Here is a 15091-nt window from a genome sequence, read left to right on the forward strand (position 1 = left end):
CAATACTTTCATTGCAGGAGCGGATGTCAGAGATTACCGGTATAATGCCAGCGGAGATAGCGCAACAGGCGCAGTTGACGAGTGAGGCGACTCGGCTGCGACAGCAGACGATAGAGCCATTCCAGCCCCAATTTTTGCCACAGCTTTGGCGCACGCTTAACGTGACCGGTGAACACGTCATAGGTGCCGCCCACGCCCATGAACAGGGCGTCAGGATGCACCTGACGGCAGTCGCGCATGAAGATTTCCTGTTTTGGCGAGCCCATCGCCACGGTGACAATTTTCGCCCCGCTGGCATGGATGCGTTCAAACAGCGCCTGCCGTTCTTCAGCGTTGAAATAACCGTCCTGACTGCCCACGATATTCACGTTCCAGCGTTCGCGCAGCCGGGCCTCTGTTTGGGCTAACACCTCAGGCTTACCGCCAACCAGAAACACCGGCGTACCTTCCGCACCCGCCCGCGCCATCAAGGCTTCCCACAGGTCCGCCCCCGCCACGCGCGAAACGTTAGCCGTCGGGTATTTCTTGCGAATCGATCGTACCACGCTGATACCGTCGGCATACTTAAACTCAGCCGCCTCAATCAACGTACGTACCTCGGCGTTATCTTCCGCCGTGAGCACTTTCTCGGCGTTGATCGCCACCAGCGTGCCCTGCCGCATCTGCCCCTCGGCGTACAGGTAATCCAGCGCATGCTGCATGTCGCGCCAGCCGATAAGCTGCAGACCGCGCACGGTATAAAGCGGGGCTGCTGTTGAATCCGTCATCTGTTTCATTTCTCAAACCAGAGGTTGTGGCAGCGACCTGACGCGCTTATTGATAAGCCCGGCGCTGTCCAACAGCCAGTAAAGCAATTTGGCAACCAGCAGGCACAGCCCGAAAATCACCAGGAAAAAGACCACGCGGGAGACAAACGAATCGAGCCCCTCGCGGGCCAGCACAATCATGTTGAAGATAGCTCCGAAACAGAAACTGTGCAGGATAGCCGCTTTATAGCGGTTCGTTTCACGGTTGCCGAGCTCATAGAGCCAGTCAAACCATTTAATAATCAGCCCGACCACCACCGCACCGAGTGGAATAAACCATGCCCCGCCCATCACCAGGAGTGAACCAATCAGCGTTGGCGAAATCGCCAGTCCCGAGTGATTGTTTAGCACTTCCCAGGTGAAATAGTTAGCGGTGTTCAGCACGATGCCCGGCCGGTCTGGCCACAACCAGCTTGGGATAAACACGTAGAAATCACGCACGATGGGGGCCAGGCCCTGGAAATCAATTTTGTCGTAATTTTGCAGCAGCAACGCGAGGTTTTCCCACGGCGAGAAGGTATCGCGCGTCAGATACAGGAAGGTATAAAACGCTTCGTCGCCGCTGACGTTCATCCCGTAGCGCTTCAGCGCCAGCCAGAACATGCCAACAATGCCGAGCACGCCCGCCGCCGCCAGCATCCACAACGAAATCCAGCCGCGAATGATGCCGATGAACAGGAAGATGGCGAAAGCGATGATGATATTCGCGCGCGTGCCACCCACGATCACATAGGTCAGAAGGCCAAACGCCACGGTACTCACGAGGAAAAACATCCACGCTTTGCTATCCTGACGCAGAAAATAGACCACCAGCATCGCCGGAATGAAGAAATAGAAGAAACGCTTGAGCGCCACCCCGGAGACTTCACTGGAGAAAATCTGACTGTACGAATGCAGCTTAAACAGCAGGAACCCGTTGTGCATGAAGAAGGTGCCGACGCTCAGCAGCGCAATTAACGCCAACAATAGCCACATCAGATGGGTTTCTACCCGGTTCATGGTAAACAACGGTCGACGTGCCGACGGTGCCCGGGCGGCGCGCAAACGCGTTTTGTAGCTGACGTAATAGATGGCGTAGAAACAGACCGCCGACAGCAACGCCTGCAACAGAATTTCAGGAGGGGCGATGCCCACGTCAAAGCGAAACACCAGCGTCATCGACAGCGGGAAGCCGAAGAAAAACGTCAGCAAAAACAGCAGCGAGAAGAAGACATTGAAGTTAAAACGCACGCGACGAAACTCAAAGTACGTCAACGTGGCGATAAACAGCGAGGAAAACAGCCAGACCACAAGCAGGCCGGTAAACTGCATCAGGCTCATTGCGCCTCTCCTGCCGCAATCTGCAGCGCGCGGTGCCACGGTTCCATATAGTTTGGACGGAAAAACGCGATCTGTGTTTTATCCACACTAGCCAGTTGGCGCTGCGCTTCACGCACCACCGCAACGTCAAGCGTATCAGTAGTGAACAGAACCGGAATATGCTGCTCCGCCATATCCTGCCAGAACGGATTTTCGCGGTTCAGCACGCACGGAATGCCCGCCTGAATCAGCAGGCATAGCGTGCCAATCCCCTGCTGACGAGGAAAAAGAAAATAGCCCAGGTCGCAGCGACGAAGCAGCGCCAGGTAGTCGTTAAACTCAAGCTTTTCGCTCAGAATTTGCAGATGTTCTGCACTGAATAGCGCTTCGCCTGCCGCACGGACTTCAGCAATGTACGCGTCGTTATTGGCCGGATAGCCCATCGGCAGCACGACGTTAACGGTATCACCAAACTGCTGATGAATGGCCTTCAGCGCGGCAATATGGTCATTGCTGCGATCGCCGGAGTTACCCACCAGAAGGGTCAGCGTCGAGGTCTCACGCGACGGGTTTTCCAGGGTGTTCAGCGAGGGGTCCATGCGGGTTGGGAAGTACAACAGTTCTCCTTGTACCCGCGGATGCACTTTCGCCAAAGTATTCAAATCTCCCCGGGTAGCGAAAACGCATCCCACCCGGGCCTGCGCCATGCGACGCAGTGGATAGAACAGCCGGAATTTCAGGCCGCGGGAAACCTCATACAGATCCGCGCCCCAGATATGCCAGTTGAACTGGGCGGGTTTGATGCCGCCGGAGAGCAACGCCAGCCAGAGGCCGGTATTGAACTGCCCGTGAAAGAAGAAACGCTGCGCGCGATTAGCTTTCGCTCTCTCAATAACGGCCGTCGCCAGCGCTTTTTTGCTGGAATAGAAGCGCAGCGAGAGATTGGGGCCTGCGGCCTGCAACTCGCTTTCATTACCCACCACCATAAATTCGCGAGCGTGTTCGCTCCCCGCCGCCAGTTCTTCGCTGAAGAATTGCAGGACGGTCTGGTTATGGTGCGGGATGTCCGATCCCAGTACGTGTATCAGTGCAGTCATGCCCGTTTACGCCAAATTAAAAATACGCTGCTACACAGCGCAAAATAAACAATGTAGGTCGCCATATAGGCCTGAGCCGCGCCCAGTGCGCCGTGCGCCGGGATCAGCCAGTGTGAGAAAGCGGTCAGCAAAGTAAACTGGCTGATTTCTGTCAGAATATAAAACCGCAGCGAGGCTTTGGCGATCACCAGATAACCGTAAACATAAGCGCCTACTTTTAATACATCGCCGACCAGCTGCCAGGCGAAGAGATCTCGCATCGCGGTAAACTTCGCAGAAAACAGCAGCCAGATGGCAAAATCGCGTAACAGCCAGACGGTCAGACTGGCCGCCGCCACCGCCGGAAGCACGAATTTTAACGCTTTACCAATCTCGCGGGTAATGTCTGATTTCGCCGTCAGCCGCGATAGGGTTGGCAATAAGTAGACGCTAAACGAGGCGGTGATGAACTGCAAATAGGCATCTGAAATACTGCTGACACCCTGCCAGATCCCCACTTCATCCCAGCTGTAATGCGCCGCCAGCAGGTTTCGCATCATCACATAGGCCACCGGTAGCGTCACCGATGTAATCAGCGCCATCAGCGTGAACTTGCCTAACTGCCCGGCGTAGAAGGCATCCCAGCGCGGTTTAAGGTACGAAAACGGAATCGCCCTGCGCTTTGCCAGCATGATGCCCGCCGGGATCACCACCAGGGCGGGCACCAGCGCCAGCCCAAGCAGTGCGCCTTCATAACCGCCGAGATGCCAGCTCAGAAAATACGCCGCGACGCCAATCAGGCTACCGGCAATGAGAGCCAGTGCGTTTCCGGCTGCATCACGAAACCCTTTCAACAGCGCCAGCAGCAGATTGCCCCAAGCGATACCCATTTGCACTAGCGCCACCAGCTGCACTAAGCCTTGATAGCGGGTATGTCCGAACAGCCCCTGGCTTATCGGGGCCGCCGCCAGAACAAAAACGACGGCCAGCAGCGTGGAGAAGCCGAGAACCATTGCTGATGAGGTGCCCACGACTTTTCGCAGATGGTCGGGGTCGTCATGATATTGCGCCACAAATTTGGTGACGCCGTTGAAGATCCCCGCGCCCGCCAGAACGCCAAGCACGGTGACGAGCTGGCGAAAGTTACCCGCCAGACCCACGCCAGAAGGGCCGTACGTTACCGCCAACAATTTGACCACCAGCAGACCCGCACCAATTTTTACCAGCGTGCTGGCTGCTGTCCAGACAGAGGCTTTTGCCAGTGACATATCAGGCGAAGTAACTTAGCAGGGAGTTAATTACCGTCCGCTGGTTGACCACCGCCAGATTGTAGAACAGCGGCAGACGGAGCAAACGCTCACTTTCTTGAGTGGTAAAGCGGTCTTCACCCCGGAATTCACCGAACGCTTCACCGGCCGGGGAAGAGTGCAGCGGGATGTAATGGAACACCGCCAGGATTTCGGCTTCTTTAAGCCAGGCGATCAGTTTGCCGCGATCGGCTTCGTCACGCAGCTTGATATAAAACATGTGCGCGTTGTGAACGCAGTCAGCCGGGATCGTCGGCAGCTCAATTCGTCCCGCATCCGCCAGCGGCTTCAGCGCATCATGATAGGTTTGCCACAGACTCAAGCGCTGCTGGTTGATGCGGTCGGCCGCTTCCAGCTGTGCCCACAGATAGGCAGCCTGTAAATCGGCCATCAGGTAGCTCGAGCCAATATCGCGCCAGGTGTATTTATCAACCTGACCGCGGAAGAACTGGCTGCGGTTAGTGCCTTTCTCGCGAATGACTTCTGCACGCTCGACCAGTGTTGGATCATTGATTAGCGTCGCGCCGCCTTCGCCACCCGCGGTGTAGTTTTTAGTTTCATGGAAACTGAAGCAGCCAATGTGCCCAATGGTGCCCAACGCGCGGCCCTTGTAGGTCGACATCACACCCTGAGCGGCATCCTCTACCACAAACAGGTCATGCTTTTTCGCCATCGCCATAATGGTGTCCATTTCACAGGCCACGCCCGCGTAATGCACCGGCACGATTGCGCGGGTTTTGTCGGTGATCGCCGCTTCAATCAGCGTTTCATCGATGTTCATGGTGTCGCGGCGAATATCGACAAAGATGATCTTCGCGCCGCGCAGTACAAAAGCGTTAGCGGTGGAGACGAAGGTGTAGCTCGGCATGATCACTTCGTCGCCCGGCTGGATATCCAGCAGCAAGGCCGCCATTTCCAGCGACGCGGTACAGGAAGGGGTTAACAGGACTTTGGCGCTGCCGAAGCGCTGTTCCATCCACTGCTGACAGCGACGGGTAAAACCACCGTCGCCGCACAGCTTGCCGCTGCCCATGGCAGACTGCATGTAATCAAGTTCAGTACCGACAACCGGCGGAGCATTAAAAGGAATCATCGTGTCACCTGTATAGCCAGTAGGCGGTGCTTTCAGGAATGGCACCGCTTTGAATGTAACGTTTGAGTGCCGCAGTGTTGCCCATCTGGGTCGCGACCCGCAGCGTTGTCAGTTGGCGGTCATGCGCCCAGCGTAAAGCGGCCTGCATGAGGCGCTCGCCCGCCCCGCGCCCGGCCAGCAACCCAATGCGAGCCTCACTGGCGTTAAGCTGACGTAGCGAAACAAATGCGCGAATGTCCGCTTTATCATCACGGAAAATCAGGCATTGATGATCGAAGGTGCCGCGAACTGCATTTTCAATCCACTGCGCGTAGAAACGTCCGCTGGCGTCGTCGGCATACCATGGCGCACGAAAACGACTTTGGGCAAACGCCTGTGCGGCAAGTTCTCGGAGACGAGGAATATCACCTTCTGCGGCAATCTCTGCCTGCGGATTGGCGCAGGCGGAGACCAGTATCCGGAAATCGACTTCACCTTCCACCAATTGAAAACCTAACTGTTGCAGCGCATCGAGCCAGTCCGTACGCAGGGCGGGAATTTTTGCCTGCACCCGCGCCCAGTTTGCCAGTTCATCGGCAGCCAGTACCGGCGCATCATCATGAACACGCAGGATGGCGCTGTTGATACCAAAGAACTGTGTTTCCCAGTTCAGGGGTTCAATATTGGCGCGGACGGGCACGAAGCAACTCCAGCAGATATTGGCCATAGCCCGTTTTTGCTAACTGGCTCGCGGCACGTTTGACGCCTTCGTCATCCAGCCAGCCGTTACGCCAGGCAATCTCTTCGAGGCAGGCGATTTTGAAACCCTGACGCTTTTCGACCGTTTGCACAAAGGTGCTGGCCTCAATCAGGCTGTCATGCGTACCGGTATCCAGCCACGCGAAACCACGCCCGAGCAACTCCACGGTCAGGTTGCCGTCATCCAGGTAAATCTGATTAATGGAGGTTATTTCCAGTTCACCGCGTTCGGATGGCTTAACGCGTTTGGCGTATTCCACCACTTTATGGTCATAGAAATAGAGGCCGGTCACCGCCCAGTTGGATTTAGGCTCTTTCGGTTTTTCTTCCAGCGATAACGCGCGGAAATCATCGTCAAATTCCACCACGCCAAAGCGTTCAGGATCCATTACCTGATAACCGAATACGGTGGCACCTTCAGTACGAGAAGCCACGCTGCGCAGTTTCGGGCTGAAGCCCTGGCCAAAGAAGATGTTGTCGCCCAGCACCAGACAAGAGGGCTCTCCGGCGAGGAAGGTTTCACCGATGATAAATGCCTGCGCCAGCCCGTCCGGGCTCGGCTGTTCGGCATAGTGCAGCATAATGCCAAACTCTGACCCATCGCCCAGCAGGCGCTGAAAGTAGCTTTTATCTTCAGGGGTCGTGATGATGAGAATTTCGCGGATCCCTGCCAGCATGAGCACCGACAGCGGATAGTAGATCATCGGCTTGTCATAGATGGGCAGTAGCTGTTTCGAGACGCCACGGGTGATCGGATGCAATCGCGTGCCGGACCCGCCGGCCAGAATAATGCCTTTCATATCTCCTCCCGGGAGGGTTAGCCCTGCAGGCCGAGACGCTGGCCCTGATAGCTGCCATCCAGAACCTGTTGCCACCATGACGGATTGGCGAGATACCACTGCACGGTTTTGCGCATACCGGTTTCAAAGGTCTCTTCCGGCGTCCAACCCAGCTCACGCTCGATTTTTGCCGCATCAATCGCATAGCGCACGTCGTGCCCGGGTCTGTCGGTCACAAAGCTGATTAAATCCTGATACTGCGCCACGCCCTCAGGTTTTTGCGGCACCAGCTCTTCCAGCAGCGCACAGACGGTACGAACAACGTCAATGTTCTTACGTTCATTATGACCGCCGATATTGTAAGTTTCACCCACAATGCCGGTAGTGAGCACGCGATACAGCGCGCGGGCGTGATCTTCAACATACAGCCAGTCGCGTACCTGCAAACCATTGCCATAGACGGGCAACGGCTTCCCCGCCAGCGCATTTAAGATGGTCAGCGGGATCAACTTTTCCGGGAAATGATACGGCCCGTAGTTATTCGAGCAATTGGTCACCAGCGTCGGTAAGCCATAGGTTCGCAGCCAGGCGCGCACCAGATGATCGCTGCCCGCTTTCGAGGCCGAATACGGACTGCTGGGTGCATACGGCGTCGTTTCCGTAAAGAAATCCTCGCTGCCGTGCAGGTCGCCATACACTTCATCCGTGGAGATATGGTGGAAACGGAATGCCGCTTTTTTCTCAGGGGTCAGCGTATTCCACCAGCTCCGCGCGGCTTCCAGCAGCGTGTACGTTCCGACAATATTGGTTTCGATAAAGGCGGCTGGCCCGTCAATCGAACGATCGACATGGCTTTCAGCGGCCAGATGCATTACCCGATCGGGCTGATGCCGGGCGAACACTGCATCCAGCGCTTGCCTGTCGCAAATATCCACCTGTTCAAAGGCAAAGCGGTCGCTCTGGGCGACCGACGCCAGGGAAGCCAGATTACCGGCGTAGGTCAGCTTATCGACCACCACCACGCTGTCGGCAGTTTCGCTGATGATATGTCGCACTAAGGCAGAGCCGATAAAACCTGCCCCGCCGGTCACCAGGATTTTGTTCAACGCCAGACTCCTTTGGTGTCGACCACAAACGCCTGTCGAATGCTGTCGCCGCTGATCGCTTTAAATTCTTTATGATCGACCAGCATCACCAGTACATCCGCCTCGGCCAGCGCATCGGTCAGCGTTGCAAGCGTGGCTTTACCGGCGAGCTTTTTCGGTAATTGATGCACGTTAGGTTCAACCACCAGCGTGGTTCCGCTGTGCCAGTCGGCAATCAGTTCAGCGATTTCCATTGCCGGGCTTTCACGCAGATCGTCAATGTTCGGTTTGAATGCCAGACCGAAACAGGCAATTTTAATGTCGCTGGCACGCTTGTCATGGGTGGCCAGACAGTCAGCGACCATCGTTTTCACCTGATTCATTACCCAATGTGGTTTATGGTCGTTGACCTCACGGGCGGTACGAATCAAACGTGCCTGCTGCGGGTTTTGCGCCACGATAAACCACGGATCGACGGCAATACAGTGTCCGCCGACGCCGGGGCCGGGCTGGAGAATGTTCACCCGCGGATGACGATTAGCGAGACGAATCAATTCCCAGACGTTGATCCCCTGATCGGCACAAATCAGCGACAGTTCATTAGCGAAGGCGATGTTAACGTCACGGAAGCTGTTTTCCGTCAGTTTGCACATTTCTGCGGTGCGGGCGTTGGTTACCACGCACTCGCCTTCGAGGAAAATGTTGTAAAGCTCACTGGCGCGCGCGGAGCACACCGGTGTCATGCCGCCAATCACCCGATCGTTTTTGATAAGCTCGACCATCACCTGCCCCGGCAGCACGCGCTCCGGGCAGTAAGCGATATTCACATCGGCTTGCTCACCGGCCTGCTGCGGGAAGCTCAAATCCTGACGCAGGTCGGCCAGCCATTGTGCCATCTGCTCCGTCGCACCCACCGGAGAGGTGGATTCGAGGATCACCAGAGCGCCTTTCTTCAGCACCGGTGCAATAGATTTGGCTGCGGCTTCCACAAACACCATGTCGGGCTGATGATCGCCTTTGAACGGCGTCGGGACGGCTATCAGGTATGCATCCGCTTCGACGGGGGTCGTGCTGGCTTTAAGGTATCCGTCTGTTACAGCGGTTTTAACCACCTCACCGAGATCGGGTTCAACGATGTGGATCTCACCGCGGTTGATTGTGTCTACCGCGTGTTGATTGATATCCACACCCACCACCTGTTTCTGACGGGAGGCAAATGCTGCTGCCGTCGGCAGTCCGATGTAGCCAAGGCCAATCACAGAGATGGTCGAAAAACTCATAGTGTTACCTGATTATTTTTAAGGGCTGACAATATTCTGCTGCAGGCCTGACCGTCGCCATACGGGTTATGTGCGCGGCTCATGGCCTGATATTCCTGCTCATCACGCAACAGCCGCGTGACTTCATCCACGATATGCTGACGATCGGTCCCGACCAGACGAACGGTTCCCGCATCCACGGCTTCCGGGCGTTCAGTGGTCTCACGCATGACCAGCACCGGTTTGCCCAGCGATGGCGCTTCTTCCTGAATGCCGCCGGAGTCGGTGAGGATCAGCCAGGCACGGTTCATGAGCCAGACGAAAGGCAGATACTCCTGTGGCTCAATGAGGAAAACGTTGTCGACGTGACCGAGAATACGGTTGACCGGCTCGCTGACGTTCGGGTTGAGATGCACCGGATAAACCACCTGCACCTCCGGATTGGCAGCCGCGACGTCGGCTAGCGCGTGACAAATCTGCTCGAATCCCTGACCAAAGCTTTCGCGGCGATGGCCGGTGACCAGAATCAGTTTTTTATCCTCGGCTAAAAAAGGATATCGCCCGGCTAAGGCAGCGCGCAGAGTTTCATCAGCCAACACGCGATCGCGCACCCATAAGAGCGCATCAATCACGGTATTTCCGGTGACGACTATGCCGCTATCGGCGATATTCTCGCGCAGCAGATTCTGACGTGAGTTCTCCGTCGGGGCGAAGTGGTACATCGCCAGATGACCCGTCATGGTGCGATTTGCCTCTTCCGGCCACGGGGAATAGAGATCCCCCGTGCGTAAGCCCGCTTCAACGTGTCCCACCGGAATACGTTGGTAAAACGCGGCGAGGCTGGCCGCCATCGTGGTCGTGGTGTCGCCGTGTACCAGCACCACATCAGGCTTAAAGGATTCCAGTACGGGCTTTAAACCCTGCAAAATGCGGCAGGTGATTTCGGTCAGCCCCTGACCCGGACTCATCACGTTAAGATCATAATCAGGAACGATGGAAAACAGTTTCAGCACTTGATCCAGCATCTCCCGATGCTGTGCCGTTACGCATACTTTTGCCTCAAAATGAGGGTCCTTTGCCAATGCATGAACCAGCGGGGCCATTTTGATGGCCTCTGGTCGTGTGCCAAATACAGTGAGTACTTTCACATCGATTCTCTTTAAATGGGTGGAGAAAGCTCAGTTCCTCTCGCCACTAAAACTTTTTTACCGTGGGCGACGCCGTACCAGCGCCACACCCGCGCCAATCAGCGCCCCGACAATACCCCACATCACCATCAAAAATACGCGACGCGGACTGTCGCGTTTTACCGGTTCTTCAGGCGTTCGCAAATAACGATAGGTCTGAAAATGCGTATCCAGGCTAGGGCCGACGTTGAGCGTCGTTAACATGGCGCGATTCTGGTCGTAATCCAGATCGAAATCAGGCCCGACTGACTGCAGGTTTTCCAACCGTGCCTGCAGCATCGGACGGCCGAGCAGGAACAGTTCGGAGTCAGGCAATTGTTCAGCCGGGACGTCCGTTTCACTACGGGAAATATTGTGCTGCTGCGCCACTTTCAACGCTTGTTGAACGCTGTGGATGTTACGGTCAAAAATTGTCTGAGCGACCTCTTCCTGACGCTTCACCTGCGCTTTCATCTGAATTGTGCGTGCCGCCCATGCGCCTTTCAGCTCATCATTCAGATGGCCTGCAGCACGTTGGCTGGCGAAAGCCACGTACTGGCGCAAGAGGTTGTTAGCATCAGGAGCCGTCTCAGCGACCAGCTTGATGCTGTCGTTGAGGCTCTTCAGCGCGTCGCCCGGCGTAAACTGGATATCGTTAATCAGATCGTTCAGTAACGCAGCATCCGCCCGAGCGTTACCAGATTTGCGCTGCTTGTAATAGTCCGTTTGCTGCCAAAATTCCCGGCGCGTATCCCAGGACGCCAGCTGCATGATGAATTCTTTATACGACTCATCCATGACGGAAGGCTGGTCGGCACTGGCCAGATTCGCTTTGATATCGAGGTTGCGCAAAAACTGCTGCTGGGAATAGTAGCCGCCCAGCATGTTGACGGTGGGGCGGTCGGTGATAGCCGTCGCACTCCACTCCTGCCGGGCAAAAAAGGTGTAAACAAGGACAATCAGTGCAAACAGAAAGGCGATACCGACAATCCAGCGCTTTCCCGCCCATAACGTACAAAACAGACCGCGAATATCCAGTTCATTTTCAGCGTTCACTGCGTGCGCTCCCGGTAATTGTGGTGTCATCTTTCTTCCAAATTATTGAGTTAGATTGGACCTGCGGTGCTTTTGCGACGCATTCTTCTTTTCACGCGTTTGATAAAACGAGCCACTTTCCACGCACGTTTAATACAGTAGCCATATAAGAAGAAAGCGACCAGGAACAGGAGCAACATACCCCACTCAGGAATCACATGTGTGTACTCGCCCAGCACACCAATGCCAGCCAACAGCGCGGCGGCCAGGGTAATCAGGACAAATGCCTGACGAGAGGTAAAACCCGCCCGCATGATCAGATGATGAATATGCTGGCGATCGGGGGAGAACGGGCTCATCCCTTTACGCAGACGACGGTACATAATCGCCACCATGTCCATCAATGGAATGGCGATGATCCACAGGGCCGTGACGGGACTAATCGGGTGGGTTTTCCCTTGCGTAGTTTCCAGCAAGATCCAGATGACGGTAAAACCGATGAGCGTACTGCCCGCGTCACCCATAAACACTTTATAGCGGCGACCCAGGATACCGAGATTAAGCATGATATAAGGCACAATCGCCGCAATCATCGCAAAGCACCACAGTGCCAGGCTTGTCTGACCATCAAACCACAGAATCATGCCCATCGCAGCGAACGAAACGCTGGAGAGTCCACCAAGAAGGCCGTCAATTCCATCAACCATGTTGAAGGCGTTGATCGCCGCCCAGACCGCAAACAGGGTGAGGAAGTAACCAAACGGACCTAATACCAGTTCCCATGAGCCAAAAATATAGCCAAGGCTTCTCAGGTAGAGGCCTCCGACAACCATCATCACGAGGCCAATGAGTGCTTGCACGGTAGCGCGGAATTTGACGCTGATATCAAATCGGTCATCAAGCGCCCCGACAAACACCAACACCCCGGCACAGCCGAGGTAAAGCATTGCATGGGGGATATAAGCGTTAGCAATTGCGAATGTGAAACATATTCCCGCGTAGACAGAAATACCCCCAACCAGTGGGATCAACCCCTGATGGCGTTTACGGAAGTTAGGTTTATCCACCAGACCCACTTGCTTCGCTACTTTTCGAGCGAAAAAGAGGAACAGGGTTGTGAATAAAAAAATACTGATCAGGTCAGTACTGGCGGTCAGTAAATTCACAATTGGTGCTCTCTGGAAAAATTATTAGCGAAAGTATACTCACGTTAGCCGCTGTCCTGAAGTGGAATACGACTGAGTTTTAAGGATTTTGTTGGTATTTTGACCAGACAGTGACGGCTAACAACGAAATCAGCGTAATTTAGTGTTTTTGATAATTCACGTAAGTATGCTTCAAAAACAAAAACGCCACGCAGTTGCGTGGCGTTTCAGGCATGAAAAATCTTACGAACGTTTCATCATATCGAAGAAGTCGTCGTTAGTTTTGGTCATTGCCAGTTTATTAATGAGGAACTCCATCGCGTCAATTTCACCCATTGGATGGATGATTTTGCGCAGGATCCACATTTTCTGCAGCTCTTCCTGCGTGGTGAGCAGCTCTTCTTTACGGGTACCGGAACGGTTGTAGTCGATAGCCGGGAACACACGTTTTTCAGCGATTTTACGCGCCAGATGCAGTTCCATGTTGCCGGTACCTTTAAATTCTTCGTAGATAACTTCATCCATTTTAGAACCGGTATCAACCAACGCGGTTGCAATGATAGTCAGGCTACCGCCCTCTTCCACGTTACGTGCTGCACCGAAGAAACGCTTCGGACGATGCAGGGCGTTCGCATCCACACCACCGGTCAGAACTTTACCGGAAGCCGGTACGACGGTGTTGTAGGCACGTGCCAGACGGGTGATGGAGTCGAGCAGAATGATAACGTCTTTCTTGTGCTCAACCAGGCGCTTGGCTTTCTCGATAACCATTTCAGCAACCTGAACGTGGCGAGAAGCTGGCTCGTCAAAGGTGGAAGCGATAACTTCACCCTTCACCAGACGCTGCATTTCGGTCACTTCTTCAGGACGCTCATCGATCAGCAGAACCATCAGCACACAATCCGGATGGTTGTAAGCGATGCTCTGAGCGATGTTCTGCAGCAGCATGGTTTTACCCGCTTTCGGCGGAGCAACAATCAGACCACGCTGACCACGACCAATCGGCGAAGCCAGATCCAGTACGCGAGCGGTTAAGTCCTCGGTTGAGCCATTACCACGTTCCATACGCAGACGAGAGTTCGCGTGAAGCGGCGTCAAGTTTTCGAACAGAATCTTGTTACGCGCATTTTCCGGCTTGTCATAGTTAACTTCGTTAACTTTTAACAGTGCAAAGTAACGCTCACCCTCTTTTGGAGGACGAATCTTACCGGAAATGGTGTCACCTGTACGAAGGTTGAAACGGCGGATTTGGCTGGGGGAAACGTAGATGTCATCAGGGCCGGCGAGGTAGGAGCTGTCTGCGGAGCGGAGGAAACCAAATCCATCCTGCAGAATCTCCAGCACACCGTCGCCAAAGATATCTTCGCCACTCTTCGCGTGCTGCTTCAGGATGGCAAAAATGATGTCCTGCTTGCGCATACGGGCCAGGTTTTCCAGCCCCATATTTTCGCCGAGAGTGATCAGCTCAGAAACCGGCGTATTCTTTAATTCGGTAAGATTCATAGTGGTGTGAGGGGTAAATCTCGAACGTATGTGTGAATGGTATGGCAGGGTCATCCGTGCCTGTTTACGGCCATCAACTCATGTCTGTACGCTGCCTGGTCAAAGGAAAGAACGCAGAACTGAAACGACGAGACGGAAAAAGTGATGAGCCTGGAATCTTTCAACTTCACGCGTAAATGTAGTGGTACGGGAAGTGTTGGCTAAATCAGATTCAAACTACATAAGGTATGTTTAAAACGAAGTCAACGTTAACTTAGCACGACTCGGGGCGGGCGTCCAGCGGTCCCGACATTTTCGGAACAGCGGACGCCACATCAACCCAGTGCGGGATCAGGCGAGGTTTGCTTCGATGAATTCTTTCAGCTGACCTTTAGACAGCGCGCCCACTTTGGTCGCGGCGACTTCACCGTTTTTGAACAGCAGCAGAGTTGGGATACCACGGATGCCGTATTTCGGCGCCGTACCCGGGTTCTGGTCAATGTTCAGTTTTGCAACGGTCAGCTTACCGTCGAACTCTTCAGCGATTTCATCCAGAATCGGGGCAATCATTTTGCACGGACCACACCACTCTGCCCAGAAATCAACGAGGGTAATCCCGTCAGCTTTGAGTACGTCCGTGTCAAAACTATCGTCAGTCAGGTGAATAATTTTATCGCTCATATATAACTCCACAGGAATAAGCCTGGTGTGTTGGTGTCGCATTTATCAACAATCAACGTCATGTTGATGTTGCTTTAGCCAACTAAAAGGTTGACGTTATTTCACCGGATACGCTTTCTTAATGCAATAGTAAGCTGATA

14 protein-coding genes are annotated in these 15091 nt (G+C 54.5%); all 14 read right to left on the reverse strand.

Annotation, left to right across the window (positions count from 1 at the left end; all coding sequences use genetic code 11):
* Positions 1-26: 26 nt before the first annotated feature.
* Positions 27-767: a lipopolysaccharide N-acetylmannosaminouronosyltransferase gene (gene wecG, locus ACG0Z5_RS15725; protein ID WP_394448943.1), complete on the reverse strand. Its 741-nt coding sequence runs from the start codon at positions 765-767 to the stop codon at positions 27-29.
* Positions 768-779: 12 nt separating this feature from the next.
* Positions 780-2126: an ECA oligosaccharide polymerase gene (gene wzyE / locus ACG0Z5_RS15730; protein ID WP_394448946.1), complete on the reverse strand. Its 1347-nt coding sequence runs from the start codon at positions 2124-2126 to the stop codon at positions 780-782.
* Positions 2123-3202, reverse strand: coding sequence for a TDP-N-acetylfucosamine:lipid II N-acetylfucosaminyltransferase (locus tag ACG0Z5_RS15735; protein WP_394448949.1), 1080 nt, complete (start codon positions 3200-3202; stop codon positions 2123-2125). Before ACG0Z5_RS15735 ends, wzyE begins: the two co-directional genes overlap by 4 nt.
* A complete protein-coding gene (gene wzxE / locus ACG0Z5_RS15740) occupies positions 3199-4449 on the reverse strand; it encodes a lipid III flippase WzxE (RefSeq protein ID WP_394448952.1) in 1251 nt (416 codons plus the stop codon). The genes ACG0Z5_RS15735 and wzxE overlap by 4 nt, the downstream gene beginning before the upstream one ends.
* 1 nt (position 4450) lies before the next feature.
* Entirely contained in the window at positions 4451-5581 is a 1131-nt protein-coding gene (gene rffA / locus ACG0Z5_RS15745) for a dTDP-4-amino-4,6-dideoxygalactose transaminase (protein ID WP_394448955.1), read from the reverse strand.
* Positions 5582-5585: 4 nt separating this feature from the next.
* The gene (gene rffC, locus ACG0Z5_RS15750) at positions 5586-6260 is read right to left on the reverse strand and encodes a dTDP-4-amino-4,6-dideoxy-D-galactose acyltransferase (protein WP_394448958.1); all 675 of its coding nucleotides are present in this window, start codon (positions 6258-6260) and stop codon (positions 5586-5588) included.
* Positions 6238-7119: a glucose-1-phosphate thymidylyltransferase RfbA gene (gene rfbA / locus ACG0Z5_RS15755; RefSeq protein ID WP_394448961.1), complete on the reverse strand. Its 882-nt coding sequence runs from the start codon at positions 7117-7119 to the stop codon at positions 6238-6240. The genes rffC and rfbA overlap by 23 nt, the downstream gene beginning before the upstream one ends.
* A gap of 17 nt (positions 7120-7136) precedes the next feature.
* Entirely contained in the window at positions 7137-8204 is a 1068-nt protein-coding gene (gene rffG / locus ACG0Z5_RS15760; RefSeq protein WP_394448964.1) for a dTDP-glucose 4,6-dehydratase, read from the reverse strand.
* Entirely contained in the window at positions 8201-9463 is a 1263-nt protein-coding gene (gene wecC, locus ACG0Z5_RS15765) for a UDP-N-acetyl-D-mannosamine dehydrogenase (RefSeq protein ID WP_394448967.1), read from the reverse strand. The genes rffG and wecC overlap by 4 nt, the downstream gene beginning before the upstream one ends.
* A complete protein-coding gene (gene wecB, locus ACG0Z5_RS15770) occupies positions 9460-10590 on the reverse strand; it encodes a non-hydrolyzing UDP-N-acetylglucosamine 2-epimerase (protein ID WP_394448970.1) in 1131 nt (376 codons plus the stop codon). Before wecB ends, wecC begins: the two co-directional genes overlap by 4 nt.
* 57 nt (positions 10591-10647) lie before the next feature.
* On the reverse strand, positions 10648-11694 hold the full coding sequence (gene wzzE / locus ACG0Z5_RS15775; RefSeq protein WP_394448973.1) for an ECA polysaccharide chain length modulation protein: 1047 nt from the start codon (positions 11692-11694) through the stop codon (positions 10648-10650).
* A 20-nt stretch (positions 11695-11714) separates the two neighbouring features.
* The gene (wecA, locus tag ACG0Z5_RS15780) at positions 11715-12809 is read right to left on the reverse strand and encodes a UDP-N-acetylglucosamine--undecaprenyl-phosphate N-acetylglucosaminephosphotransferase (RefSeq protein WP_394448976.1); all 1095 of its coding nucleotides are present in this window, start codon (positions 12807-12809) and stop codon (positions 11715-11717) included.
* A 222-nt stretch (positions 12810-13031) separates the two neighbouring features.
* Positions 13032-14291 carry a transcription termination factor Rho gene (rho, locus tag ACG0Z5_RS15785; protein ID WP_319629701.1) on the reverse strand — a complete coding sequence of 420 codons (1260 nt, stop codon included), beginning with the start codon at positions 14289-14291 and terminating at the stop codon, positions 13032-13034.
* Positions 14292-14621: 330 nt separating this feature from the next.
* Entirely contained in the window at positions 14622-14951 is a 330-nt protein-coding gene (gene trxA, locus ACG0Z5_RS15790; RefSeq protein WP_319629702.1) for a thioredoxin TrxA, read from the reverse strand.
* Positions 14952-15091: the final 140 nt, after the last annotated feature.

The sequence above is a fragment of the Scandinavium sp. M-37 genome, assembly GCF_043558715.1.
Classification (GTDB): domain Bacteria; phylum Pseudomonadota; class Gammaproteobacteria; order Enterobacterales; family Enterobacteriaceae; genus Scandinavium; species Scandinavium vulneris_A.